Here is a 25375-nt window from a genome sequence, read left to right as displayed (position 1 = left end):
ACCGACTCCGGGACACTGAGAGGGGCATAACCTAGGGGCATGACCGACGCCCCCGAAGCCGACGCAGCCCTGCCCGAGTACACCTTCCCGCATCTGGACGCCGCCGCGCTCTCTGCGCTCTCGGCGGAAACACTTGCCGTGGCGGCAGGCCGTCCTGCCCGCGGGCACGATACGCCGGTCAACCCGAGCGTCGTGTTCTCGTCGACGTTCGTCGGGCTCGGTTCAGTGGGCGAGGGCGCGCGCGGCTACGCACGGTTCTCGAACCCCACGTGGGAACCGTTCGAGGAGGCGGTGGCGCGGCTCGAGGGCAGTGACATCCCCGCGCTCCTCTTCTCCTCGGGCATGGCAGCCGTCGCGGCGGCCCTGAGCCTCGTTCCGGTGGGCGGCGTGCTCGTCGCGCCCGCCCATGCCTACTCCGGGACGCTGGGACTCGCCCAGGCCAAGGGCGCCCGGGGCGAACTCGAGCTCCGCTCGGTGGACATCGCCGACACCGACGCGACCATCGCGGCCCTCGCCGGAGCCGACGTCCTGTGGGTCGAGAGCCCGACGAACCCGATGATGGAGGTCGCCGACCTGCCCGCCCTCACGGCCGCCGCCCACGCTGCGGGCGCGCTCGTCGTCGTCGACAACACGTTCAGCACCCCGCTGGGGCAGCGCCCTCTCACGGTGGGCGCGGACGTCGTCGTCCATTCGGCGACGAAATACCTTGCGGGGCACTCCGACGTGCTCCTGGGCCTGGCCGTCACGGCCGACGACGAACTCCGCGCTCGGCTCCTCGGCCACCGCACGCTGCATGGGGCGATCGCGGGCCCCATGGAGGCCTGGCTCGGCCTCCGCGGCCTCCGCACCCTCGCGCTGCGGGTCGAGCGCTCGCAGGCGACGGCGGCAGAGCTCGCCCGCCGTCTCGAGGGCCACCCGGCGGTGCGGCGCACGCGCTACCCCGGGCTCGTCTCCGATCCGGGGCACGATCGCGCCGCGGCCCAGTTCGATGGCTTCGGTTCGATCATCAGCATCGAGCTCGACGACGCTGCGGCGGCGGACGCGCTCGTCGCGGGGCTTGCGCTGTGGCTCCCCGCGACGTCGCTCGGCGGCGTCGAGTCGACGATTGAGCGCCGCCGCCGCCACACGGCCGAACCGGCCACCGTGCCCGAGGGCCTCGTGCGGCTGAGCGTGGGGATCGAGAACGTCGACGACCTGTGGAGCGATCTCGCCCAAGGCCTCGACGCGCTCGCCTGAGCCGCGTGGCCGTTGCCTGCATTCGCGCTGATCGCCCCTGTTCTCTGTAGGCTGGGGGAGTGATCGGCAGCTACATCATCGGCTACAGCGACCTCATCGTGGGCTACGCGGTCTCGCTGCTGTGCCTCGTCATCTCGCTCTGGGCCTTCATCGACTGCGCAACGCGCAAGGGCGCGGCCTTCGAAGCGGGCTTCAAGCGCACGAAGGGCTTCTGGCTGGGCATCACCGGCGGTGCGACGCTGGTCGGAATCCTTGCTGCGGTGAGCCCCATCAGCCCCCTCTTCGGCCCAAGCCTCTTCACGCTTGCCGCCGTGACGGCTGCCGGCGTGTACCTCGCTGACGTCCGTCCGGCCGTCTCGTCGCGCTGACCTGAGTCCGGTCGGCTGACCGAGTGGTCCAGAAGGCGAGCCCGATCAGGGCCGTGCGCGGGGGGCCGGTCGGGAACGTGACTCGGGGGACCACGAACCCGAACCGCATGCGCCGCGTCGACCGTTGGATCACGGGGGTCTACGCGCGTCAGTTCCGGGCCCTGCCGCCAGCGCCCCTCGCGGTCGACCTGGGCTACGGCGCGTCCCCGGCGACCGCCGTCGAGCTCTTCGAGCGGCTGCGCGCCGTGCGGGACGACTTCCGCCTCACGGGAGTCGAGATCGAGCCGGGCCGGGTTGCCGCGGCGAAGCCGCTTGAGCGTGAGGGCCTCGACTTCCAGCTGGGCGGCTTCGAACTGCCGGTCAAGGGCGACCCCGCGCTCGTCCGGGCGTTCAACGTGCTCCGCCAGTACGAGGAGGCCGACGTCGCAGCGATCTGGGAGCTCGTGTGCTCTCGCCTTGCGCCGGGCGGCCTGTTCGTCGAGGGCACGTGCGACGAGGTCGGGCGCCGGGCCGCGTGGGTAGCGCTCGACGGCGGCGGCCCCCGCACCCTGTCCGTGGCCCTGCGCTTCGGCTCGTTCGAGCGGCCGTCGGACGTCGCGGAGCGGCTCCCCAAGGCGCTCATCCACCGCAACGTGCCGGGCGAGAGGATCCATGGCTTCCTCGCCGCCCTCGATGCCGCGTGGGCCGCGGCTGCGCCGCTCGCCCCCTTCGGGAACCGTCAACGGTGGATCGCGACGGCGCGCTCCCTCAGGGACGAGGGATGGCCGGTCCTCCACGGACCGGCCCGCTGGCGGCTCGGGGAACTGACGGTCGGGTGGGAGGCCGTCGCACCGACGGGCTGAGCGCTTCCGCAGCGGCGTCACGGAAGGAAGGGCAACGGGTCCGCCGGATCCGCCCCCGCTAGCATGAGTCCATGACTTACACGCTGATCCTGCTGCGCCATGGGCACAGCGACTGGAACGCCAAGAACCTCTTCACGGGCTGGGTGGACGTCGACCTGAACGATCAGGGCCGCGAGGAGGCGCAGCGCGGTGGCGAGCTGCTCGCCGAGAAGGGTCTCCTCCCGGACATCCTGTTCACGTCCCGGCTCAAGCGCGCGATCAACACGGCGAACATCGCCCTCGCCGCCGCAGACCGCGGGTGGATCGACGTGAAGCGATCGTGGCGGCTCAACGAGCGCCACTACGGTGCCCTGCAGGGCAAGGACAAGGCCCAGACGCTCGCCGAGTTCGGCGAGGCGCAGTTCATGGAGTGGCGCCGCTCGTACGACGTTCCGCCGCCGCCCCTCCCTGACGACTCCGAGTACTCCCAGGTCGGCGACCCGCGCTACGCGGACCTCGGCGACGACATCCCCCGGACCGAGTGCCTCAAGGACGTCCTTGAGCGCCTCATGCCGTACTGGGAATCCGAGATCAAGGCGGAGCTCCGGGCCGGCAAGACGGTGCTCATCACGGCGCACGGCAACTCGCTCCGCGCCCTCGTGAAGCACCTCGACGGGATCAGCGACGAGGACATCGCCGGTCTCAACATCCCCACGGGCATCCCGCTCGTGTACGAGCTCGACGAGGACTTCAAGCCGACGAGCCCGGGTGGCACGTATCTGGATCCGGCGGCCGCAGCGGCCTCGATCGAGGCCGTGAAGAACCAGGGCAAGAAGTAGCCAGCAGACCGACGACGGCGGCCGCTCACCGAGAGGTGGGCGGCCGTCGTGTTGTCGAGCCCCTTCTCGTTGCGCCGTCACGTTTGCGGGGTGCTCCGCACCCGGCAAACGTGACGGCGCTACCCAGGGGGCGCGTCAGTTGGAGGTCATGTCCCCGTCCCACTCGCCCGTGACGAGGTAGGAGACCTTGCGGGCCACCGAGACGCCGTGGTCCGCGAAACGCTCGAAGTAGCGGCTCGCGAGGGCGGCGTCGACGGCGAGTGCGGGCGAACCGGTCCATGACGAGTCGGCGATGGCGCGGAAGACGCCCGCGTGGAGGTCGTCGATCTCCGCATTCGTGCCCTGGATCTTTGCGACGAGTGCGAGGTCGTGGGTTTCCAGGAGCTGTGCGACGTCCTCGATGAGCGACTTGTCGAGCTCGGCCATCCGCTCGAACGTCCGCGCGAGCGGCGCCGGGACGGCGTTCTCCGGGTAGCGGAGGCGCGTGAGCTGGGCGACGTGCCTCGCAAGGTCGCCCATGCGCTCGAGCGACGCGCTCATGCGGAGCGAGCCGACGATCGTGCGCAGGTCGCTCGCGACGGGGCCCTGAAGGGCGAGGATGTCGATGGCCCGCTCGTCGAGCGCCGTCTGGCGGAAGTCGATGCGCGCGTCCTCTGCAATGACCTCCTGGGCGAGATCGACGTCCGTGTTCTGGAAGGACTCGACCGCCTTGTCCAGTGCCACCGCGACGAGCTTCGCGATCTCGACGAGATCGTCGTGGACCAACTTGAGTTCTTCCTGGAATACCTTGCGCACGGCGGTGTCCTTCCCGTCCCGTCCCCACCCTGGCCCTTTCGGGCACTCCGACTCGTCAGACTCTCAGCGGCAGATGAATACTTGCGAGCCCTCAAATGAACGATACGTGAACCGCGCCTCCAACGGGCCGATCTCGGGCGGCGGCCCTCGCTGGGGCCTCTAAGCTAAAGGAGTGGATCCTCTCGTCGTCGGCATCGTGGCGGGTCTTCTCGGCCTGTCCTTCGGCGCTTTCGGCGTCCTCGCGTTCCGTGCGAGCGAGCGCCAACGCGCACTGCTCGAGGAGGGGCCGGGCGAGGCGTCGTTCCCGGAAGGCGCAGCCGATGTGCTGTCCGTCCTCGGCAAGGCCTTCGTCGTCGTCGATGCCATCGACAGCGTGGTCCGGGCGAGCCCTGCTGCCTACGCCTACGGCCTCGTGCGCGGGCACACGGTGGTCCATCGAGAGCTCCTCGAGATGACAGCCAAGGTGCGGGGCAACGGCGTCGTCATCGAAAAGCAGCTCGAACTCCCCCGCGGTCCCCTCGGACAGGGGACCATCATCATCCAAGTCCGGGCAGCCATGCTCGGCGAGGAGTACATCCTCCTCCTCGCAGACGACCGCACGGAGATCACGCGCACCGAGCGGATCCGCAACGACTTCGTCGCCAACGTCTCGCACGAGCTCAAGACCCCGGTCGGCGCGATCTCCCTCCTCGCGGAGGCCCTCGAAGCGAGCCCGGACGACGAGGACGCCGTCCGCCGCTTCGCCCAGCGCATGCGCAAGGAATCCGTGCGCCTCGCGGCCCTCGTCCAGGACATCATCGAGCTCTCGCGGCTCCAAGGGGCGGACATCGTCCATCAGGGCAAGGTCGTCGACATCAACGAGGTCGTCGCCGACGCCGTGGACCGCTCGCGGCTCGCTGCGGAGGCGAAGCACATCTCCGTCGTCGTGGGGGGATCGAGTCAGGGCAAGGTCTATGGCGACCCGGATCTGCTCGTGAACGCCCTGCGGAACCTCATCGACAACGCGATCCGGTATTCCCCGGAGAACACCAAGGTCGGTGTCGGCGTCCGCGACAAGGACGGACTCGTGTCCGTCTCGGTCGCGGATCAGGGGGAGGGCCTCCGGCCGGAGGACCAGGAGCGCGTGTTCGAGCGCTTCTACAGGGTGGACGCCGCCAGATCCCGGCAGACCGGCGGCACGGGCCTCGGCCTGAGCATCGTCAAGCACGTCGTGGAGAACCACGGCGGCGAGGTCACAGTGTGGTCGCAGCTCGGGAAGGGGTCCACCTTCACCATCCGACTGCCCGAGATGGAAGACGACCAGAATGCGGAGGACCCGCAGACGCCGGCCCAGCGCAAGGAGGCCTCCCGGAAAGAGGCCTCCCGCAAAGAGGGCCGCGGCAAGGACGGGCAAGAACGCCAAGAAGGGGCCGCACGGCCCCCCGAGCAAGGAGCAATGGCTTGAGCAGGATCCTGATCGTGGAGGACGAAGAGTCGTTCAGCGACCCCCTTTCCTTCCTCCTCGGCAAGGAGGGCTACGAGGTCGAGGTCGTGGACAACGGAACTGACGCCCTCGTCGAGTTCGACCGCAACGGGGCCGACCTCGTGCTGCTCGACCTCCAGCTTCCCGGCACCCCCGGAACCGAGGTGTGCCGCCAGCTGCGCCAGCGCTCCAACGTCCCGGTCATCATGCTCACGGCCAAGGACTCGGAGATCGACAAGGTCGTGGGGCTCGAACTCGGCGCCGACGACTACGTCACGAAGCCGTACTCGTCCAGGGAGCTCGTGGCCCGCGTGCGCGCCGTCCTCCGTCGCCACGGCGAGCCGGAGGAGCTCATCTCCTCGACCGTCCAGGCTGGGCCCGTCCGCATGGACGTCGAGCGCCATGTGGTGAGTGTCGACGGCGAGCAGGTGTCGCTTCCGCTCAAGGAGTTCGAACTCCTCGAGATGCTCCTGCGGAATTCGGGCCGCGTGCTCACACGGGGGCAGCTCATCGACCGAGTGTGGGGTTCCGACTACGTAGGGGACACGAAGACCCTCGATGTCCACGTCAAGCGGCTGCGGAGCAAGATCGAACCCGATCCCTCGAGCCCGCGCTACCTCGTCACAGTCCGGGGCCTCGGCTACAAGTTCGAACCGTAGGCACGGATTCCAACCGTAGGCACGGAACCGGACGCCCGCAGACGACGACGGCCGCCCACCCCGCGCGGGGTGGGCGGCCGTCGTCGTTGGTTCAGTCGGTGCGGCGCAGCGCGGAGGGCGCGACTAGTGGCTCGCGGTGGCCGACGGCGTCGCGGAGCCGGACGCGGTGGCCGAGGAGCTCGGGGAGGCCGAGGTCGAAGCGCTCGACGACGGCGTCGGCAGGTACTGGCGGTACTGCGAGAGGGTTCCGTCCAGAACCGGGATCTGAACATCCTGGGTCGACGTTCCGTCGGAGACCTTGACGCTCACGAGCGAGCCGGGGACTCCGCCCACGTTGGTGAAGTCGACCGGCGACGGATCGGTCTCGAGCCGAATCGTGCCGTTGCTCGGAATGGTCAGGCTGACGGTGCTCTGGCCCGGGGTCGTCAGCGTGACGGAGAGGTCGTTCGACGACGTGTTGTAGAGGCTGCCGAGCATCCGGCCGGGCGCGTCAGCGCTCGGTGTCGGCGAGGAGCCCTCTTTGCCCGAGGAAGCGATGAGTGCGTTGCGCAGCTGAAGCGATCCGACGTTGGCATCGATGCCGTCAGACGCCGCGTATGGTGAGGCGGTCTGCTGCGGGTTGATGTATCCGCAGCCGGTGGCCGTCAGCAGGCCCACGCCAATCGCGGCCGCGAGGGCAACGCGCTTTGCGGGGGTCGAAGCAGTGAAACGCACAGCTCGCTCCTGTTGGATGGGTGTAAGAGGTCTGGTCGCCCCCTAGCGTAGCCCGAATTTCGACAGACCGTAGATTCCACGACGTGGCATGCCGTGACGTGAAGCACTTTGTTGAAGATTCGTCAACCCCCCGCAGGGGTGGTCCAGCAAGCGCTCTCCCGCGTGATTCCGCCGATCGCGGGCCCTCCCGGGCCGGGATCGGACTATCGGACGTGATAGACTGGCTAGCGGGAAAGGGGAATGTCCACATGGTTTTTGAGGTTGGCGAGACGGTTGTTTACCCCCACCACGGTGCAGCCAAGATCGAAGAGATCAAAATGCGCACCATCAAGGGCGAAGAGAAGATGTACCTCAAGCTCAAAGTGGCCCAGGGTGACCTGACGATTGAAGTACCAGCTGAAAACGTGGATCTCGTAGGGGTCCGCGATGTTGTGGGCAAGGAAGGACTCGAGCACGTATTCGACGTCCTTCGTGCCGAATTCACCGAAGAGCCGACCAACTGGTCGCGCCGTTACAAGGCAAATCTTGAGAAGCTCGCCTCGGGCGATGTGATCAAGGTTGCCGAGGTCGTCCGTGACCTCTGGCGTCGCGATCAGGACCGGGGTCTCTCTGCCGGTGAGAAGCGGATGTTGGCCAAGGCCCGTCAGATCCTCATCTCCGAGCTCGCGCTCGCGGAGAAGACGGATGAGGAGCAGGCGGCGAGCGTCCTCGACGAGGTCCTCGCTTCCTGAATTCCAGGCTCTCGACAGCCCCTGCAGCCAACGCTGCGGGGGCTTTCGTGTAGGTGGAGTTCGTTAGGCTTTCTCCCGTGACTTCGACCGCGAGCGCCCCCTCCTCCACCCCGTCGGTCGCCGTCGTCATCGTTGCGGCCGGCGCAGGCACCCGCCTGGGGTACGGAATGCCCAAGGCGCTGGTGCCGGTGGGCGGCGAAGCGATGCTCGTCCATGCGCTCCGTGGGGTCGTCGCTGCGGGCGTAGCGCGTCAGATCTGCGTCTCGGTCCCCGCGGGCGACGGCGAGCTGACGGCCGTGTGCCGCCGGTTCGCCGCCGAGCTGGGTGCTGACCCGAAGACGACCCCCGGGGCGCGCGAGGCGAACGTGCCCGGGATCACTGTCGTGGAGGGCGGTGCAACGAGGCCGGAGTCGGTCCGGGCGGCGCTCGCCGCCCTCTGGCCCGGCACGAGGCACGTCCTCGTGCATGACGCCGCCCGTCCGCTCACGCCGCCCGAGGTCTTCCAGCGGGTGGTCGCGGCACTCGGGCACAAGGCGGCAGCTGTCATCCCCGCAATCCCCGTCGTCGACACGGTGAAGAGCGTCGCGCCCACGGTCGACGACGAGGCGTCGATCGCAGGCGAGGTCGTGACCGGGACGCCGGCGCGGGAGACGCTGCGCGCGGTCCAGACACCGCAGGGCTTCGACGCCGAGACGCTTCTCCGCGCGCACCGGACGTCGGACGGCTGGCCCCTCGACCGCGCCGCGGCGATCACCGACGACGCGATGCTCGTCGAGTCCCTCGGCGTGCCCGTGTACGTCGTCCCCGGCGATGCGCGCTCGCTGAAGGTCACGACACCGCTCGACCTGCAGCTCGCCGAGACGCTGGTGGCGGCTTCCAGCCCCCGGCAGCGCGCCGCCCAGCCACCCAGAGCCCAGGAGGCCTCATGATCGTGCCCCGCACCGGCGTCGGCGTCGACGTCCACGCGTACGCCCCCGAGGACGAGCCCCAACCGCTGTGGCTCGGGGGTCTCCTGTGGGAGGGGGAGAGGGGCCTCGCCGGCCACTCCGACGGTGACGCCGTGGCGCACGCCGCGGCGGATGCGCTGTTCTCGGCGGCCGGCGTCGGCGATCTCGGCACGCACTTCGGTACAGCTCGCCCCGAGTACGCGGGTGCGTCGGGGACGACGCTGCTCGCCGAGGCGGCCAGGATCGTCCGGGCGGCCGGCTTCGAGATCGGCAACGTCGCGGTTCAGTTCGTCGCACAGCGGCCCGTCTTCGCCCCTCGGCGTGAGGAGTCGCAGCGAGTCCTGTCCGAGGCCGCCGGTGCGCAGGTGACCGTCTCGGCCACGACAAGCGACCACCTCGGCTTCACGGGGCGGCGGGAGGGGGTCGCCGCGATCGCGACTGCGCTCGTGTACCCGGTGCCGACGCCTGACGCACTCCCGACCGATACGCTTGTCGAGTGACCCTTCGCTTCTACGACTCCGCCACCCGGGAAGTCCGCGACTTCGTTCCGCTCGTGCCCGGTCAGGCGACCGTGTACTACTGCGGCGCGACCGTGCAGGGTTCGCCCCACGTGGGGCACGTCCGGTCGGCGATCGTGTTCGACCAGCTCACCCGGTGGCTTTCGTACCGGGGCTACGAGACGACCGTGGTCCGCAACGTGACCGATATCGACGACAAGATCCTGGCCAAGAGCGAGGCGTCCTTCGAGCCGGACTTCGTGCCTGAGGGCACCTACCGCCCGCGCGAGCCGTGGTTCGCGCTCGCCTACCGGTACGAGCAGGAGTTCGAGACCGCCTACGAGACGCTCGGCGTCCAGCGCCCCACCTACGAGCCGCGCGCCACGGGCCACATGACCGAGATGCACGAGCTCATCGCCCGGCTCGTCGAGCGGGGTCATGCGTACCCCGCCCAGGATGGTTCGGGGGACGTCTACTTCGACGTCCGCTCCTGGCCCGAGTACGGGGCCCTGACCCGCCAGAGCATCGACGACATGCAGGCGGCGACCGACGCCGATCCGAGGGGCAAGCGGGATCCCCGTGACTTCGCGCTGTGGAAGGGCCACAAGGCCGGCGAGCCCGAGACGGCGAGCTGGCCGAGCCCGTGGGGACGCGGGCGGCCGGGCTGGCACCTCGAATGCTCCGCGATGGCCACGAAGTACCTCGGCCCGCGCTTCGACATCCACGGTGGGGGCCTCGACCTGCGCTTCCCGCACCACGAGAACGAGCTGGCCCAGTCGACCGCGGCCGGCGACGGGTTCGCCAACTTCTGGATGCACAACGGCATGGTGACGTTCGAGGGCGAGAAGATGTCGAAGTCCATCGGGAACGTCGTGTCACCGGCGGAGATGCTCGCGCTCGCGAGCCCGCGCGTGGTCCGCTACTACCTCGGGCAGGCCCACTACCGTTCGGTCCTCGACTACCGCCCGACCTCCCTTCAGGAGGCCGCGGCCGCGGTCGAGCGCATCGACGGCTTCATCGAGAAGGCACGCGCGAAGGCGGGAGCCGGGGGAACGAGGGCAGCGGACGACGGCGCGAGCCCGGCCCGCGACGTGACGGCGGCTTCGGTGCCGCCAGCGTTCGCCGCGGCGATGGACGATGACCTCAACATCCCGCAAGCGCTCGCCGTCCTCCACGAGACCGTGCGGCGAGGCAACAGCGCGCTCGCCGAGGGAGACGTGGAGACCGTGGGCCAAGCCCTCGGCGAGGTCCTCGCGATGACCTTCGTGCTCGGCCTGGATGCTGCGGGCCTCGTAGGCCAAACGTCCGACGACGTCGCGCACCACGCGCTGGGCAGGCTCGTCGCCGCGCAGCTCGAGGCCCGCGCGGAGGCCCGCGCGGCGAAGGACTGGGCGGCCGCTGACGCGATCCGGGAGTCCCTCTCCGCGGCAGGGATCCTTGTCGAAGATTCGAGCGACGGGGCCACCTGGAGCCTCGCGCAACCTCAGACCAGCACAACCGGAACGGGAGCATAGATGGCCGGCAACGGGCGCCCCGGCGCGCGCAAGACCAACAAGAAGGGTGCGACCGTCGGCACCGGCGGCCACGGGCGCAAGGCCCTCGAAGGCAAGGGCCCGACACCGAAGGCCGAGGATCGCGTGTACCACAAGGCCCATCGGGCCAAGGAACTCGCGGCCCGTTCGGCGTCGAAGCGCCAGGGGCAGCCCGGCCGCCTCGCCGAGGGGCGCGGCGGCGGCCGGCCCAAGGGCATGGAGGAGATGGTCACGGGACGCAACTCCGTCGTCGAGGCGCTCCGCGCGGGCGTCCCCGCGAAGACGCTCTACGTTGCCGTGCGGATCGAGATGGACGATCGCGTCCGCGAGTCCATGAAGCTCGCGGCCGAGGCCGGGATCCCACTGCTCGAGGCCCAGAAGCCCGAGCTCGACCGCATGACCGGCGACGCGATCCATCAAGGTCTCGCCCTCCAGGTCCCGCAGTACGAGTATCCCGACGCGTTCGAGCTCGTCGAGGCGACGATGGAGAAATGGCGAAAGGGCCACATTCCCTCGATGCCGCTGTTCGTCGCACTCGACGGGATCACCGATCCGCGCAACCTCGGCGCCATCATCCGCTCTGTCTCGGCCTTCTCCGGCCACGGGGTGATTGTGCCCGAGCGTCGCAGCGTAGGGATGACAGCCGCGGCCTGGAAGACGAGCGCAGGGGCGGCCGTCCGCGTCCCCGTCGCGAAGGCGGCCAACCTCAACACCGTGCTGCGTCAGGCCAAGGAGGCCGGGTACTTCGTGCTCGGCCTCGACGGAGAAGGCGACGTGAAGCTTCCCGGACTCGAGCTGGCGACCGAGCCGATCGTCCTCGTCGTCGGCTCGGAGGGCAAGGGGCTCTCGCGCCTCACCCGTGAGCTGTGCGACCAGATCGTCTCGATCCCCATCGATTCCACCATGGAGTCCCTCAACGCGGGGATGGCGGTGGCGATCTCCCTCTACGAGGTCTCCACCCGGCGGGCAGGGACCCGCTGATGAGCGTGCGTGTAGCCCTCGTACAGCTCACCACCGGGCGCGACCTCGAGGCCAACCTCGACCTCGTCCGAGCCGGCATCCGCGAGGCGGCAGCGCGCCACTCGAGCGTCGTCGTCTTCCCCGAGGCCAGCATGCGGGCCTTCGGCAACCCGCTCGTCGACGTCGCCGAGCCGCTCGACGGCCCGTGGGCGACGGCGGTGCGCGCCGCGGCGGACGAGGCAGGCGTCGTCGTCGTGGTCGGGATGTTCACCCCGGGGGAGCCGGGGACGGTGCGCAACACGCTGCTCGTCCACGGGCGCGGCATCGATGCGCACTACGACAAGATCCACCTGTACGACGCGTTCGGCTTCAAGGAGTCGGAGACGGTCACGGCGGGCACTGAGCCCCGCCGCTTCACGCTGGACGGCGTCACCTTCGGCCTGGCGACGTGCTACGACGTGCGCTTCCCGGCCCTCTTCACCGCCAACGCCGCAGCCGGAGCACAGGTTCAGATCGTCTGTGCGTCGTGGGGGGCGGGGCCGGGTAAGGCGGAACAATGGGACCTCCTCGTGCGAGCCCGGGCCGCGGATACGACCAGCTACGTGCTCGCGTGCGGGCAGTCGGATCCCTCCGCCGCGGGCGTCGAGGCGCGCCGGGGTGCCCCGACGGGCATCGGCCGGAGCGCCGTCGTCGGCCCCTATGGCAAGCTCATCGAACGGGCGGGCGACGGCCCCGAGATCCTCTATGCGGACATTGACCCTGAGAGCGTCGACGAGGCGCGGCGGATCCTTCCGGTGCTCGCGAACCGGGTCAGCCTCTAGGCACTCGCAACCTCGTGGTCAGCCGACGACAGTAGGATGGGCGCGATGAGCAGCAACATGACGATGCCGTTGGCCTTCGTGGTCACCCCATCGCAGCCGTTCCCGCTCGGCCTCACGCCGGCACGCAGCGCCGAACAGCAGGCGAGCCAGACCGTCAACTTGGCCGTCTACGCGCCGGCGCTCGACGCCGTCGACGTGCACTTCATCGACCAGGCCGGAACGTGGCACAAGGAGCCGTTGCCCGAGCTCACCGACGGCGTGCACCACGGCCTCGTGGCCGGAATGCCTGAGGGGACCCGCTACGCGTTCGCCGCGCGCACGGGCGGGAATGGCAAAGTGCCGGGACCCGGCAAGACCAAGCTGCTCCTCGACCCGTACGCCAGGGCTGTCGTGGGGGTCGAACTCCCGGACGGGGCCGGCGAGGCGGACCGCGAGCAGCTCATGGGCCTACGTGTGCACGACCACTTCGACTGGGGAGGCGTCGGCAAGCCTGGCATTCCGTGGCGCGACTCGATCATCTACGAGGCCCACGTACGCGGTCAGAGCATGCGCCATCCGGACATCCCCGAGGAACTGCGCGGGACCTACGCGGGCATGGCACACCCGGTGATGATCGCGCACCTGCACCAGCTCGGGATCACGGCCGTCGAGCTCCTTCCCATCCACGTCCACCTCGACGAGTCGCACCTCCAAGACCTCGGCCTCGAGAACTACTGGGGCTACAACACCGCGGCCTTCTTCGCCCCCCACCCCGCGTACGCAACTGCTGCGGCCCAGGCAGCCGGCCCCCAGGCGGTGCAGGACGAGGTCAAGGGCATGGTCAAACTCCTGCACGCCGCGGGCATCGAGGTGATCCTCGACGTCGTCTACAACCACACCGCCGAGGAGGGGCCGAACGGCCCGCTCGTGAACTTCCGCGGGCTCGGGGACGCGAACTACTACCGTACCGATCCCGAGGGCCGGTACATCGACACGACGGGCTGCGGGAACGCCCTCGACTTCGGCAATCCGCGCGTCGTCCAGCTGGCGCTCGACTCCCTGCGCTATTGGGCCGAGGACTATCAGATCGATGGCTTCCGCTTCGACCTTGCGGTGACCCTCTGCCGGGACGCCCAGCACCAGTTCACGCCCCTGCATCCCTTCCTCGTGGCTTCGGCCGCGGACCCCGTCGTGTCGCGGACCAAGCTCATCGCCGAGCCGTGGGACGTGGGCATGGGCGGCTGGCAGACCGGCCGTTTCCCTCAGGGCTGGGCGGACTGGAACGACCACTACCGCGACACCGTCCGCGACTTCTGGCTCTCCGACCGGGGTGCGATCGAGAGCGGAGGCCTCGGCGGACCGACGGCGCGCCTCGCCGACGTCCTCTCCGGCTCGCACGGGCTCTTCGCCGGATCCGGGCGCACCGCGATTGCGTCGATCAACTTCGTCACCGCCCACGACGGCTTCACGCTCGCTGACCTCACCGCGTACCACCGGAAGCACAACGAGGCGAACGGCGAGCAGAATCGCGACGGCGCAACCCACAACCGGAGCTACAACCACGGCTTCGAGGGTCGAACGGAAGTCGAGTCGATCATCGCCGCGCGCACCCAGTCGGCCAAGAACATGATGGCCACCCTCATGGTGTCCCTCGGCGTTCCCATGATCACGGCGGGCGACGAGTTCGGCCGGACGCAGCAGGGCAACAACAACGCCTACTGCCAGGACAACGAGACGACGTGGCTCAATTGGAACCTCGACTCGGCGGGGCAAGAGCTCCTCGACCACACCCGGTGGCTGATCCGGATCCGCCGTGACTTCCTCGAGCGGCAGCCGCCGAGCTACCCCGCGCGGGAGGAGAGCAACTACTTCCACTGGTTCGGCTCCGACGGGCGGACCATGGACCCCGATCGCTGGCAGGACCCGCGCCAGCGCGTCCTGCAGTTCCTGCTCGGCTCGCGCGAGGGGTACCTCGACGGACTTGTCGTGATCAACGGGAGCCCCGAGGAGAAGACTCTCGTGTTCCCCGAGCCCTTCGGGAACGAGTACGCGTTCGAACTGCGGTACTCGACCGCGCCGCGCGGTGAGCAGCGCATCGGCACCGTGTTCGCAAGCGGTCAGGCGGATGTCGCCGAGCCGTGGTCGCTCACGATCTACCGGGCGCGCCTCGGCGCTTCCGCACAGCAGGTGAGGCCTGCTGTGCGGACGCCGTACGGGAAGACGCCGTAGAGGCCTAGCCTGCGTTGACCACGAGCCCGAGCTCGGCCTTCGAGGCCAGGCCCTCGTGCTTCGGCATGACCCGCACGGTGTAGCCGAACGGGCCCGAGTGCTCGATCATGGCCTTCCCGGTGAACATGTACCGGCCGTTGCCCAGGTTCTGCGCTGCCTCGAGCTCCTCGATGCGCGTGTGCGTCAGCTCGTCGCTGTCGTCGACCCGACCGTAGCCGAGCTCGACGAGGACGTCCGCCGGGTTGAGCACCCCGAGGTTGAGGTAGGCGTTGACGTGCAGCGTGTCGCCGATCTGAGGCACCTCGGAGAGCCCGCTCGAGTCGATGTGCTCGACGTGCACCTGGGACCAGTTCGTCCGAACGTGCTTCGTCCAGGCCGCGAGCTCGCGGGCCTGGCGGAAGTCGTCGGAGCGGGCGGAGCGGCCGGAGGTCGCCGCCGGCGTGTAGAGCTCGCGGACGTAGTCCCCGAGCATGCGGTCGGCGGAAACGGCGGGTCCGAGGTGCGAGAGCGTGTGCTTGATCATGGAGATCCAGCTCTTCGGCACGCCGAGCGGCCCGTCGAAGGACGGCCCGGCCGCGCCCGCCGAGTCCGCGCCCGCGGCGCGGTTGGGGACGCCATAGAAGCGGGGCGCGATCTGGTTCTCGAGGAGGTCGTAGAGTGCCGCGGCCTCGACGTCATCGCGTTCCTGGGCGCTCGCCTTGTCTCCCGCGGTCGGGATGGCCCAGCCATTCTGACCGTCGTACATCTCGTCCCACCAGCCGTCCAGCACGGAGAGGTTGAGGGAGCCGTTGATGGCAGCCTTCATCCCGGAGGTTCCGCAGGCCTCGAGCGGGCGCAACGGGTTGTTGAGCCACACGTCGCAGCCCGGGAAGAGGGTGCGGGCCATCGCGATGTCGTAGTTCGGGAGGAACGCGATGCGATGCCGGACCTCTGGGTCGTCCGTGAACCTGACGAGGTCCTGGATCATCCGCTTGCCCGCGTCGTCGGCCGGATGCGACTTTCCCGCCACCACGATCTGGACCGGATGCTCCGGGTCGAGCAGGAGCCGCTTGAGCCGGACGGGGTCGCGCAGCATGAGCGTGAGCCGCTTGTACGTCGGAACGCGGCGGGCGAAGCCGATCGTGAGCACGTCGGGATCCAGCACGGTGTCGGTCCACTGGAGCTCGGCGTCAGCGGCGCCGCGCTTCTTCCACGAGGCGCGCAGCCGCCGTCGGACGTCCTCGATGAGGCGACCGCGGAGCTTGCGGCGGACCGCCCAGATCTCCTCGTCGCTCACGTTGAACACGAGGTCCCAGCGCCCGCCCACGGCTGCGCCGGGCTCCATGAGCTCGGCCATCGTCGTGACGCTCGGGTCGATCCACGTGGGGACGTGCACGCCGTTCGTCACGGACGTGATGGGTACCTCGGAATGGTCGAAGCCAGGCCAGAGCCCGGAGAACATGGCGCGCGAGACCTCGCCGTGGAGCTTGGCGACACCGTTGGCGCGCTGGGCGAGCCGGAGTCCCATGACGGCCATGTTGAACACGGAGGGGTCGCCGCCGTCGTAGCTCTCGCGGCCCAGTTCGAGGATCTTGCCCGTGGGCACATCGGGGGCGAGGCCGGCGTCGAAGAAGTACTTGATCTGAGCGGCATCGAAGCGGTCGATGCCGGCCGCGACGGGGGTGTGGGTCGTGAAGACGGTCGACGCGCGGCCCGCAACGAGCGCCTCGTCCCAGCTGAGCGGGTCCGCGGCAGCCATGAGCTCCTGGATCCGCTCGATCCCGAGGAAGCCCGCGTGGCCCTCGTTCGTGTGGAAGACCTCGGGCTGGGGGCAGCCGGTGAGACGCTCGAAGATGCGGAGGGCCTTGACCCCGCCCATCCCGAGGAGGAGTTCCTGCTGGAGGCGGTGGTCCCCGCCCCCTCCGTAGAGCCGGTCCGTGACGGCGCGTGCGCCGTCGTCGTTCGTCGGCACGTTCGAGTCGAGCAGGAGGAGGGGTACCCGGCCGACGTCGGCGCGCCAGATGTACGCGTGCAGCTTGCGGCCGTTGGGCAGCGGGAGGGTGACGACGGCGGGGGTCCCGTCTTCCTCCTTCACGAGCGTGAGGGGGAGCGCGTCAGGGTCGAGCACGGGATACGTCTCCTGCTGCCACGCGTCGCGGGAGAGGGCCTGCTTGAAGTAGCCCGACTGGTAGAGCAGGCCGACACCGATGAGCGGCACGCCAAGGTCCGAGGCGGCCTTGAGGTGGTCGCCCGCGAGGATCCCGAGGCCGCCGGAGTACTGCGGCAGCACCTCGGTAATGCCGAACTCGGGGGAGAAGTACGCGACGCACCGAGGGGCATCACCTCCGAGGGTCTGGTACCAGCGCGGATCCTCGAGGTAGCGGCGCAGATCTTCGCCGGCCTCGTCAACGCGCGCGACGACGTCCGGATCGGCCGCGAGGGCGGCGAGCTTCTCGCGGGTGACTGATCCCAGGAAGCCAATCGGATCGTGCCGGCTCTCGGCCCACAGGTCCGGATCGAGGCTCTCGAAGAGATCGCGCGTGGGCTGATGCCATGACCACCGCAGATTCGTGGCGAGGGGTGCCAGAGCCTTGATGGGTTCGGGGAGGACGGTGCGGACGGTGAATCGACGGATGGCCTTCACGTGCGCCACCCTATCCGAGCGCGAGACGATGCTGAATACCCTCAGGTAACGAGCCGGCTAATGACGCGCATCCGGCCTCATTACCCGACTCGCTCGCGTGTCAACCCCTTCGCTTTCGTCAGCGGGTCCGGCTATCGTGGCGCATGAATCGGCCCTCGCGGATCGGCGGTTGCGCGTCGACCCCTGGGGCTGTGTCCGCCGCGAAAGGATTCCGCAGTGCCTGGACTCGAGACCGCGCTTCCCAACAAGCTCCGCTTCGGACGGTTCCCCATCACGGACGTCTCGCCTCTCGTCGAGGGAGGCCGGTTCCCAGCGAAGGCGCTGCCGGGCGAGCAGATCCTGGTCACGGCGACCGCCACCCGCGAAGGGCACGACGCGCTCGGGGTCACCGCTGTCCTCTACAGCCCGCGCGGCAAGGAGAAGCAGCGGGTTCGGCTCGAGTCGTTGGGCCCGGGGCTCGATCGCTGGGGAGGGGTGCTGACCCCGGGCAAGCCCGGCCTCTGGACGTTCACGATCGAGGCGTGGCACGACAGGTACGGCACGTGGCACCACAACGCCGACATCAAGGTCGCTGCCGGAGTGGACGTTGAGCTCATGCTCGCCGAAGGCGCCCAGCTCTTGGGCGACGCGGCCGGCGACGACGATCGCCCCGATGCCGATCGCGACATTCTGCGGGCGGCGGCTGGGATTCTCGCTGATGCGAATCGGCCTGTCGAGGAGCGGCTCGCGGCCGGGGAAACTCCCGAGATTCTTGGTGTCATCGAGCGCATGCCGATCCGCGAGCTTGTGACCGAGACGGAGCATTTTCCGATTCTGGTCGAGCGCGATCGGGCCGGGCGCGGCGCCTGGTACGAGTTCTTCCCCCGCTCCGAGGGGGCTTACCGCAATCTCGAGACGGGCGAGTGGACCTCCGGCAATTTCCGGACGGCGGCTGAACGCCTCCCCGGCGTGGCCGCCATGGGCTTCGACGTCATCTACCTCCCGCCGGTGCACCCGATCGGGCGGGCGTTCCGCAAGGGGCCCAACAATTCGCTGAACGCCGGCCCCGGCGACCCGGGCTCCCCCTGGGCCATCGGCTCGCCGGAGGGCGGCCACGACGCGATCCACCCCGACCTCGGCACGTTCGACGACTTCGACGCGTTCGTGGCACGTGCGCACGAGGTCGGCCTCGAGGTGGCGCTCGACCTCGCGCTCCAGGCGTCGCCCGACCACCCGTGGGTCGAGTCTCACCCCGAGTGGTTCACGACGCGCGTGGACGGCTCCATTGCGTACGCTGAGAACCCGCCCAAGAAGTACCAGGACATCTACCCGCTCAATTTCGACAACGATCCGGAGGGCCTCAGCAAGGAGGTGCTGCGGATCGTCAACCTGTGGATCGACCACGGGGTGAGGATCTTCCGAGTCGACAACCCGCACACCAAGCCCGTGTGGTTCTGGGAATGGCTCATCGGCAAGGTCAACGAGGAGCACGGCGACATCGTCTTCCTCGCGGAGGCGTTCACCCGCCCGGCGATGATGAAGGCCCTCGGGCGGGCAGGCTTCCAGCAGTCCTACACATATTTCACGTGGCGGAACACGCGGACTGAACTCGAAGAGTTCTTCACGATGATCTCGAAGGACTGGGCGCCCTTCTACCGGCCGAACCTCTTCGTCAACACGCCGGACATCCTCACGGAGTACCTGCAGTACGGCGGGATTCCGGCGTTCAAGGCCCGTGCGGTGCTCGCGTCCATGGCCGCGCCGACGTGGGGTGTCTATGCCGGGTTCGAGCTCTTCGAGCATGTGGCGCGCCCCGGCGCCGAGGAGTACATCGACAACGAGAAGTACGAGTACAAGCAGCGCGACTGGGCGCAGGCCGAGGCCGAGGGCCGTTCGCTCGCTCCCTACATCACGCGGCTCAATGAGATCCGTCGCGCCCACCCGGCGCTCGAGGACCTCCAGAACCTCACGCTGCACTGGAGCACGGACGACGCCACGATCGTGTTCTCGAAGCACAAGGTCCTCGAGGACGGAACCAAGGACACGCTCATCGTCGTCGTCAACGTCGACCCGCACAGCGCGCGCGAATCGTCGGTGCATCTCGACCTCGAATCGCTCGACCTCGACCCCGAGCTTTTCGACAGCGAGGGCAAGTTCCGTGTTGACGACCTCATTTCGGGGCAAAGCTGGCAGTGGGGAGCAGACAACTACGTCCGGCTCGACGCCTATGTCGAGCCCGCGCACATCCTGCACGTGCGGCGCTAGGCGGCGGGATGGTGCGCTAGCCGACCGCAGCGGCTGGCGCTACCGTAGCCTCACTGCCCGGACACGTCGGCAAGACCGTCGGAAGGAGCACACGCCAGATGAACCTAGGCCAGCAGGCGAAGCAGAACTTCAATGTGAACGCGCCAGGTCTCCAACACGATCCGTACTGGTATCGCAAGGCGGTGTTCTACGAGGTTCTCGTCAGGGCTTTTGCGGACGCGAACGGCGACGGATCTGGCGATATCCAAGGCCTCATCGACAAGCTCGACTATCTTCAATGGCTCGGCGTCGACTGCCTCTGGCTGCCCCCCTTCTTCGAGTCGCCGCTCCGTGACGGAGGCTACGACGTCTCGGACTACGAGTCGGTGCTGCCCGAATTCGGCTCGATCAGCGACTTCCAGCGCCTCGTCGCGGAGGCCCACGCCCGGGGCGTGCGGATCATCATCGACCTTCCGCTCAACCACACTTCCGATCAGCACCGTTGGTTCCAGGAGTCGAGGCGAAACCCGGACGGGCCCTACGGCGACTTCTATGTATGGAGCGATACGGACCAGAAGTACACCGACGCTCGCATCATCTTCATCGACACGGAGGAGTCGAACTGGACGTTCGACCCCATCCGACGCCAGTTCTTCTGGCACCGCTTCTTCAGCCACCAGCCGGACCTCAACTTCGAGAACCCAGCCGTCGTCGATGCTGTCTTCGACGTCTTCAAGTTCTGGCTGGACCAGGGCGTCGACGGGATCCGGGCGGACGCGATCCCCTACCTCTTCGAGGAGGAGGGCACCAACTGCGAGAACCTGCCCGCGACCCACGAGTTCCTGGTCAAGCTCCGCGCAATGATGGACCAGAAATACCCGGGCCGCATCATCATCGCCGAGGCGAACCAGCCCCCGCATGAGGTGGTCGAGTACTTCGGCTCCGAGGAGGCACCGGAGTGCCATATGGCCTTCCACTTCCCGATCATGCCTCGTCTGTACTACGCCCTCCGCGACCAGCGGGCCAAGCCGATCATCGACACGATGGTCGACACCCCGGATATCCCCTCGGGCGCCCAGTGGGGCACGTTCCTCCGGAACCACGACGAGCTCACGCTCGAGATGGTCACGATCGAGGAGCGCGAGGCGATGCTCGGGTGGTACGCATCGGACCCGCGGATGCGGGCCAATATCGGCATCCGGCGTCGTCTCGCGCCGCTCCTCGACAACTCCCGGCATGAGATCGAGCTCATCAACGCGCTCCTGCTCTCGCTTCCGGGCAGCCCCTTCCTCTACTACGGGGACGAGGTGGGCATGGGCGACAACATCTGGCTCCAGGACCGCGACGCCGTCCGCACCCCGATGCAGTGGAACCCCGACCGCAACGCCGGGTTCTCGGTCGCGGACCCCGGCAAGCTCTACCTGCCGACCATCCAATCGCTTGTCTACAACTACTCGATGGCGAACGTGGAAGCCGAGATGGCGCACTCGGGCTCGCTCCTGCGCTGGACGAGGAACATCCTCGGCGTCCGTCGGGGGCATCCGGTGTTCGGGCTCGGCTCGTACCGGAACATCGACGCCGATGCCGAGCAGGTGCTCGCATTCGTCCGCGAGCTCAAGCCGAACGCGGTCCCCGGCGAACCCGGCGAGACCGTCCTGTGCGTCTTCAATCTCTCCGGTCACCCCGTCGCTTCGCACCTTGACCTCGCGGGCTTCGAGGGACGCGGACTCCGTGACCTCTTCGGCGGCGAGCCGTTCTCGCAGGTCGGGCCCGATGGCCGGTTCCATGTGACCTTGGGCCCGCACGGGTACTACTGGCTCCGGATCCGCAGCGCCGGGAGCGTCCCGAGCAGTCCGTTCACGCAGGCGATGCCGATCATCACCGCGAGTGGTGCCGTCACTCACGAGGGGGAACTGGTCGAATGACGCATACCGAAGAAGAGCCCATCCTCACCCCACCGCTCGCCGAGCTTCTCGAACGCTGGCTTCCGTCTCAGCGGTGGTACCCCGCCAAGGGCCGTCAGGCCGAGTTTGCCCGCACCGGAAGCGTCCGGCTCGAGGACCCCGAGGGGAAGGTGGACATCGAGATCCACCTCGTCAGGGTCAAGGCCGGCCGCCTCGAGGTCGTGCTGAACGTTCCCGTGACCTATCGGGACGTGCCCCTCCCTGACGCCGGGCACGCTCTCATCGGGCGGAGCGAGCATTCGGCGTTCGGTCCGCGATGGATCTACGACGGCGTGCACGACCCCGCGTTCGTCCGCGCACTCCTGGCCCTGATTTCGTCGGGCGGCCCCGCGAAAGCAGGGACGGCGTGGGGCCGTACGAGCGGTGCCGGCCGCATCCCGGATGGCGACGTCACCTGCCGAGTCCTGGCGAGCGAACAGTCCAACACGTCGATCATCGTTCGATCGCCCGACGCCGAGGCGATGGTCAAGGTGCTGCGTCAGCCGGCCGACGGACTCAACCCCGAGGTCGAGCTGGGCGCGGCACTCGCCCGCGCCGGCGCCGCCGACGTTCCCGCGACTCTCGGATGGGTCGACGGCGCGTGGCGCCTCCACGGGAACGGGTCAGCGCGCGGTCAGCTCGCCGTCGTCCATGAATTCCTCCCCGGGGGGAAGGACCTGTGGCAGCTCGCGCTCGACGCCGCTGCGGCGGGTGAGGACTTCTCCGGGCATGCGCGTGGGCTCGGAGGGGCGACGGCGCGGGTCCACCAGGCGCTCGAGGCGAGCTTGGGCAGCGAGGAACTCGACAACGACGCCGCGATCGAGTTCGTGGGCGTCCTCGCCGAGCGACTCCGGACGGCGTGGCGCGAAGTGCGTGAAAGCGTCGGCCTCCCTGATGAGGCGCTCGAGCGCCTCTTGGAGACGTTGGCCGGTGAGGCGGGCGGGCTGAGGGTCCAAAGGGTCCACGGCGACCTTCACCTGGGGCAGATCCTGCACTTTCCCGACCACGCCGAGCGCCCCTACGCGATCCTCGACTTCGAGGGCGAACCCCTGCGCCCCGTCGCGGAACGCAGTCGGCCGGACGTGCCGCTGCGCGACGTCGTCGGAATGCTGCGCTCCTTCGACTACGCGGCCGGCGCCGCCGAGCGCACGGTTCCAGCGGCCCGCGTTCCCGTCGGCTGGGCGGACGCCGCGGGCCATGCGTTCTGGGAGGGCTACGCCGAGGTACTGCCTCAGCCGGACCCGTTCGGGGGGCCGCTCTTTGCGGCCCTCTGGCTCGACAAGGCGCTCTACGAGGTCGCGTATGAGGAGCGTAACCGGCCGGCCTGGGCCGAGATCCCGCTCCGCGCGGTGCGCACAGCGCTGAGCGCCTACGTTCCCGAGGGCGGCGCTGCCGAAGCCCTCGCCCCCAGCAGACTTGCAGAACCGACGGTGACAGGCCGTCCAGGAGAGGAGAATGACGTGTCGGAGCACACTGAGCAGGAGGGTGCCGAGGCTCGGGGGAGGGTGGATTCGGTCGCGCCGATCCCGATCCCACAGGATGTCCTGAGCCGCGTCGCGTCCGGATCGTTCCACGCACCGCATGCAGTCCTCGGCCCCCATCTCAGCGAAGACGGGTCGGTGACCATCCGGACGGTCAAGCACCTCGCGACCGGAGTCACCGTGATCACCCCGGAAGGTCGCGTTCCGCTCCACCACGAGTCGCACGGGGTCTGGGTCGTCGTGCTCCCCCCAAGGGAAGACGGCGGCGTCCCGGACTATCGGCTCGAGGTCGAGTACGGCGACGGCCACATGGTGAACGTCGACGAGCCGTACCGGTTCATGCCGACGCTCGGCGAGCTGGACCTCTACCTCATCGGAGAGGGCCGCCACGAGCAGCTGTGGAAGGCGCTGGGCGCCCGGGTCCAGCATTTCCACTCGGTCATGGGGGACATCGAGGGAACGGCGTTCGCCGTCTGGGCCCCCAATGCCCAGGCGGTCCAGGTGAAGGGCGACTTCAACGGCTGGGACGGACGCGAGCACGCGATGCGGAGCCTGGGCTCCTCGGGGGTCTGGGAGATCTTCATCCCCGGCGTTGTAGCAGGGGCGTGCTACAAGTTCGGCATCCTCACCAAGGCTGGCCACTGGATCGAGCGCGCGGATCCGATGGCGTTCGGGACCGAGGTCCCGCCACGCACCGCCTCGCGCGTCGTCGAGTCGCGGTACGCGTTCAAGGATGAGGAGTGGATGCGGGCGCGCGCTGTGCGAGACCCCCACAACCTCCCCATGAGCGTCTACGAGGTGCACCTCGGCTCCTGGCGGCCAGGGCTCAGCTACCGCGAACTCGCGACGGAACTCGTCGAGTACGTCAAGGAGATGGGCTTCACGCACGTCGAGTTCATGCCGGTTGCCGAGCACCCGTTCGGCGGATCGTGGGGCTATCAGGTGACGTCCTACTATGCGCCGACCTCGCGATTCGGCCATCCCGACGATTTCCGCTACCTCGTCGACCAACTCCACCAGGCCGGCATCGGAGTGATCGTCGACTGGGTGCCCGCCCACTTCCCCAAGGACGAGTGGGCCCTCGCCCGCTTCGACGGGGAGCCGCTCTATGAGCATGCCGACCCGATGCAGGGCGAGCACCCGGATTGGGGCACCTACATCTTCAACTTCGGGCGCACCGAGGTCCGGAACTTCCTCGTCGCCAATGCCCTGTTCTGGTTCGAGGAGTACCACATCGACGGCCTCCGGGTGGATGCGGTCGCGTCGATGCTCTACCTGGACTACTCGCGCGAGGAAGGCCAGTGGAGGCCCAACCAGTTCGGTGGCCGCGAGAATCTCGAGGCGATCTCCTTCCTCCAGGAGGCGAACGCGACGGCGTACAAGCGGAGCCCTGGCATCGTCATGATTGCGGAAGAATCCACGGCCTTCCCGGGCGTCACGAAGCCGACCTCGATGAACGGGCTCGGCTTCGGGCTCAAATGGAACATGGGGTGGATGCACGACTCGCTCCAGTACATGCACGAGAACCCGGTCAACCGCCGCTGGCACCACAACCAGATCACCTTCTCGATCATGTACGCGTTCAGCGAGAACTTCCTGCTGCCCATCAGCCATGACGAGGTGGTCCACGGGAAGGGCTCGATGCTGCGCAAGATGCCGGGGGACCGGTGGCAGCAGCTGGCCAACCTTCGTGCCTTCTACGCATACCAGTGGGCGCACCCCGGCAAGCAGCTCATCTTCATGGGCTGCGAGTTCGGGCAGGAAGGAGAGTGGAACCAGGAGCACGGCCTCGACTGGTGGCTCGCCGACACCGAGCCGCACAAGGGCCTTCAGCGACTGCTCCGCGACCTCAACGCGGTGTACCGGGAGACGCCGGCCCTCTACAGCCAGGACAATGACCCGGCTGGGTTCGAATGGATCCGGGGGGACGACGGCGACCACAACGTCCTCTCGTTCATCCGCTGGTCCGCCGACGGCCAGCCCCTCGTCTGCCTCGTCAATTTCGCCGGCAACCCGCACCTCGACTACACGGCGGGGGTTCCCCTGAGTGGGGCCTGGCGCGAGGTCGTCAACACGGACGCGACGGAGTACGGAGGCTCGGGGGTCACGAACGGCGGCCTGGTCATGGCCGAAGCGCGCGAGTGGGACGGAAAGCCAGCGGCCGTGACCCTGACGCTCCCCCCGCTCGGCGCCGTGTACCTCGTGCCAGACTCGCAGGAGTGAGGCGTTCCGTCAGCGCCATGACGTGACGCAACGTGATGGCTGAAGCAGCGCGCGGGAGGGCCCGGGATCCGCGGATTCCGGGCCCTCGGCCTGTGCTGGCTGGACGGTTGGCACCGTCGCCCGGAGGGTGGTATAGTCATATCCCGCGCCACCGAGAAGGGCGGCGCGAAGACTCCCTTGCTCAACAGCACAGCGTCCGCTGGCCAACCGGCCGGTTTGACTCCGTGAGGCTGAGCGGGTAGGTTTGGAAAGTTGCTTCGGAGCGGGCCAGAGTGTTCTGGTGGGGTTCCGG

19 protein-coding genes are annotated in these 25375 nt (G+C 68.7%); 16 read left to right on the top strand and 3 right to left on the bottom strand.

Annotated features, from left to right (window positions below; genetic code table 11):
• Window positions 1-39: 39 nt before the first annotated feature.
• The 4 genes from V7053_RS01175 to V7053_RS01160 all read left to right on the top strand — a co-directional run bounded on the left by V7053_RS01175 (window position 40) and on the right by V7053_RS01160 (window position 3264).
• Window positions 40-1236, top strand: coding sequence for a trans-sulfuration enzyme family protein (locus tag V7053_RS01175; protein ID WP_334170429.1), 1197 nt, complete (start codon window positions 40-42; stop codon window positions 1234-1236).
• 59 nt (window positions 1237-1295) lie between these two features.
• Window positions 1296-1604: a DUF2516 family protein gene (locus tag V7053_RS01170; RefSeq protein WP_334170428.1), complete on the top strand. Its 309-nt coding sequence runs from the start codon at window positions 1296-1298 to the stop codon at window positions 1602-1604.
• A 23-nt stretch (window positions 1605-1627) separates the two neighbouring features.
• Window positions 1628-2446: a class I SAM-dependent methyltransferase gene (locus V7053_RS01165; protein ID WP_334170427.1), complete on the top strand. Its 819-nt coding sequence runs from the start codon at window positions 1628-1630 to the stop codon at window positions 2444-2446.
• Window positions 2447-2517: 71 nt separating this feature from the next.
• A complete protein-coding gene (locus V7053_RS01160) occupies window positions 2518-3264 on the top strand; it encodes a phosphoglyceromutase (protein ID WP_334170426.1) in 747 nt (248 codons plus the stop codon).
• 135 nt (window positions 3265-3399) lie between these two features.
• Here V7053_RS01160 and phoU read toward each other — a convergent pair whose 3' ends face one another.
• Window positions 3400-4059 carry a phosphate signaling complex protein PhoU gene (phoU, locus tag V7053_RS01155; RefSeq protein WP_334170425.1) on the bottom strand — a complete coding sequence of 220 codons (660 nt, stop codon included), beginning with the start codon at window positions 4057-4059 and terminating at the stop codon, window positions 3400-3402.
• A 172-nt stretch (window positions 4060-4231) separates the two neighbouring features.
• Between phoU and V7053_RS01150 the strand changes: the two genes are divergently transcribed.
• Both V7053_RS01150 and V7053_RS01145 read left to right on the top strand, forming a co-directional pair.
• Complete coding sequence (locus V7053_RS01150) at window positions 4232-5503, top strand: sensor histidine kinase (RefSeq protein ID WP_334170424.1); 1272 nt, start codon at window positions 4232-4234, stop codon at window positions 5501-5503.
• Window positions 5500-6180, top strand: a complete 681-nt coding sequence (locus V7053_RS01145; RefSeq protein ID WP_334170423.1) for a response regulator transcription factor — start codon at window positions 5500-5502, stop codon at window positions 6178-6180. The genes V7053_RS01150 and V7053_RS01145 overlap by 4 nt, the downstream gene beginning before the upstream one ends.
• Window positions 6181-6303: 123 nt before the next feature.
• On the opposite strand, the gene V7053_RS01140 is transcribed toward V7053_RS01145, so the two are convergent.
• Window positions 6304-6894 (bottom strand): hypothetical protein, encoded by a 591-nt coding sequence (locus tag V7053_RS01140; RefSeq protein ID WP_334170422.1) that lies wholly within the window; start codon window positions 6892-6894, stop codon window positions 6304-6306.
• 248 nt (window positions 6895-7142) lie between these two features.
• On the opposite strand from V7053_RS01140, the gene V7053_RS01135 reads away from it, so the two are divergent.
• The 7 genes from V7053_RS01135 (at window position 7143) to glgX (ending at window position 14590) form a co-directional block, all read left to right on the top strand.
• Window positions 7143-7625: a CarD family transcriptional regulator gene (locus tag V7053_RS01135; protein WP_043124850.1), complete on the top strand. Its 483-nt coding sequence runs from the start codon at window positions 7143-7145 to the stop codon at window positions 7623-7625.
• Between the two features lie 77 nt (window positions 7626-7702).
• The gene (gene ispD, locus V7053_RS01130) at window positions 7703-8554 is read left to right on the top strand and encodes a 2-C-methyl-D-erythritol 4-phosphate cytidylyltransferase (protein WP_334170421.1); all 852 of its coding nucleotides are present in this window, start codon (window positions 7703-7705) and stop codon (window positions 8552-8554) included.
• Window positions 8551-9072: a 2-C-methyl-D-erythritol 2,4-cyclodiphosphate synthase gene (gene ispF / locus V7053_RS01125; protein WP_334170420.1), complete on the top strand. Its 522-nt coding sequence runs from the start codon at window positions 8551-8553 to the stop codon at window positions 9070-9072. The genes ispD and ispF overlap by 4 nt, the downstream gene beginning before the upstream one ends.
• Complete coding sequence (cysS, locus tag V7053_RS01120) at window positions 9069-10583, top strand: cysteine--tRNA ligase (RefSeq protein ID WP_334170419.1); 1515 nt, start codon at window positions 9069-9071, stop codon at window positions 10581-10583. The genes ispF and cysS overlap by 4 nt, the downstream gene beginning before the upstream one ends.
• A complete protein-coding gene (gene rlmB, locus V7053_RS01115) occupies window positions 10584-11582 on the top strand; it encodes a 23S rRNA (guanosine(2251)-2'-O)-methyltransferase RlmB (protein WP_334170418.1) in 999 nt (332 codons plus the stop codon).
• 5 nt (window positions 11583-11587) lie between these two features.
• Window positions 11588-12382, top strand: coding sequence for a carbon-nitrogen hydrolase family protein (locus V7053_RS01110; protein WP_334170460.1), 795 nt, complete (start codon window positions 11588-11590; stop codon window positions 12380-12382).
• Between the two features lie 57 nt (window positions 12383-12439).
• On the top strand, window positions 12440-14590 hold the full coding sequence (gene glgX, locus V7053_RS01105; protein ID WP_443022478.1) for a glycogen debranching protein GlgX: 2151 nt from the start codon (window positions 12440-12442) through the stop codon (window positions 14588-14590).
• Between the two features lie 4 nt (window positions 14591-14594).
• Here the strand turns inward: glgX and glgP are convergent, their stop codons facing one another.
• Window positions 14595-17213: an alpha-glucan family phosphorylase gene (glgP, locus tag V7053_RS01100; protein WP_334170416.1), complete on the bottom strand. Its 2619-nt coding sequence runs from the start codon at window positions 17211-17213 to the stop codon at window positions 14595-14597.
• Between the two features lie 216 nt (window positions 17214-17429).
• Here glgP and V7053_RS01095 point away from each other — a divergent pair, with 216 nt between their 5' ends.
• The 3 genes from V7053_RS01095 to glgB all read left to right on the top strand — a co-directional run bounded on the left by V7053_RS01095 (window position 17430) and on the right by glgB (window position 25083).
• Window positions 17430-19457, top strand: coding sequence for an alpha-1,4-glucan--maltose-1-phosphate maltosyltransferase (locus V7053_RS01095; RefSeq protein WP_334170415.1), 2028 nt, complete (start codon window positions 17430-17432; stop codon window positions 19455-19457).
• A gap of 98 nt (window positions 19458-19555) precedes the next feature.
• A complete protein-coding gene (gene treS / locus V7053_RS01090; RefSeq protein ID WP_334170414.1) occupies window positions 19556-21361 on the top strand; it encodes a maltose alpha-D-glucosyltransferase in 1806 nt (601 codons plus the stop codon).
• The gene (glgB, locus tag V7053_RS01085) at window positions 21358-25083 is read left to right on the top strand and encodes a 1,4-alpha-glucan branching protein GlgB (RefSeq protein ID WP_334170413.1); all 3726 of its coding nucleotides are present in this window, start codon (window positions 21358-21360) and stop codon (window positions 25081-25083) included. Before treS ends, glgB begins: the two co-directional genes overlap by 4 nt.
• Window positions 25084-25375: the final 292 nt, after the last annotated feature.

Origin of the sequence: Sinomonas sp., assembly GCF_036848755.1 — a bacterium.
Taxonomy (GTDB): domain Bacteria; phylum Actinomycetota; class Actinomycetes; order Actinomycetales; family Micrococcaceae; genus Sinomonas.
This window is presented reverse-complemented; position numbering and strand designations above follow the sequence as displayed.

What these genes read in the sequence shown, in the direction of transcription:
- V7053_RS01175 (WP_334170429.1), top strand. Translation starts at nt 40, where the DNA reads ATGACCGACGCCCCCGAAGCCGACGCAGCCCTGCCCGAGTACACCTTC.
- V7053_RS01135 (WP_043124850.1), top strand. Translation starts at nt 7,143, where the DNA reads ATGGTTTTTGAGGTTGGCGAGACGGTTGTTTACCCCCACCACGGTGCA.
- rlmB (WP_334170418.1), top strand. Translation starts at nt 10,584, where the DNA reads ATGGCCGGCAACGGGCGCCCCGGCGCGCGCAAGACCAACAAGAAGGGT.
- treS (WP_334170414.1), top strand. Translation starts at nt 19,556, where the DNA reads ATGAACCTAGGCCAGCAGGCGAAGCAGAACTTCAATGTGAACGCGCCA.
- V7053_RS01160 (WP_334170426.1), top strand. Translation starts at nt 2,518, where the DNA reads ATGACTTACACGCTGATCCTGCTGCGCCATGGGCACAGCGACTGGAAC.
- glgB (WP_334170413.1), top strand. Translation starts at nt 21,358, where the DNA reads ATGACGCATACCGAAGAAGAGCCCATCCTCACCCCACCGCTCGCCGAG.
- glgX (WP_443022478.1), top strand. Translation starts at nt 12,440, where the DNA reads ATGACGATGCCGTTGGCCTTCGTGGTCACCCCATCGCAGCCGTTCCCG.
- ispF (WP_334170420.1), top strand. Translation starts at nt 8,551, where the DNA reads ATGATCGTGCCCCGCACCGGCGTCGGCGTCGACGTCCACGCGTACGCC.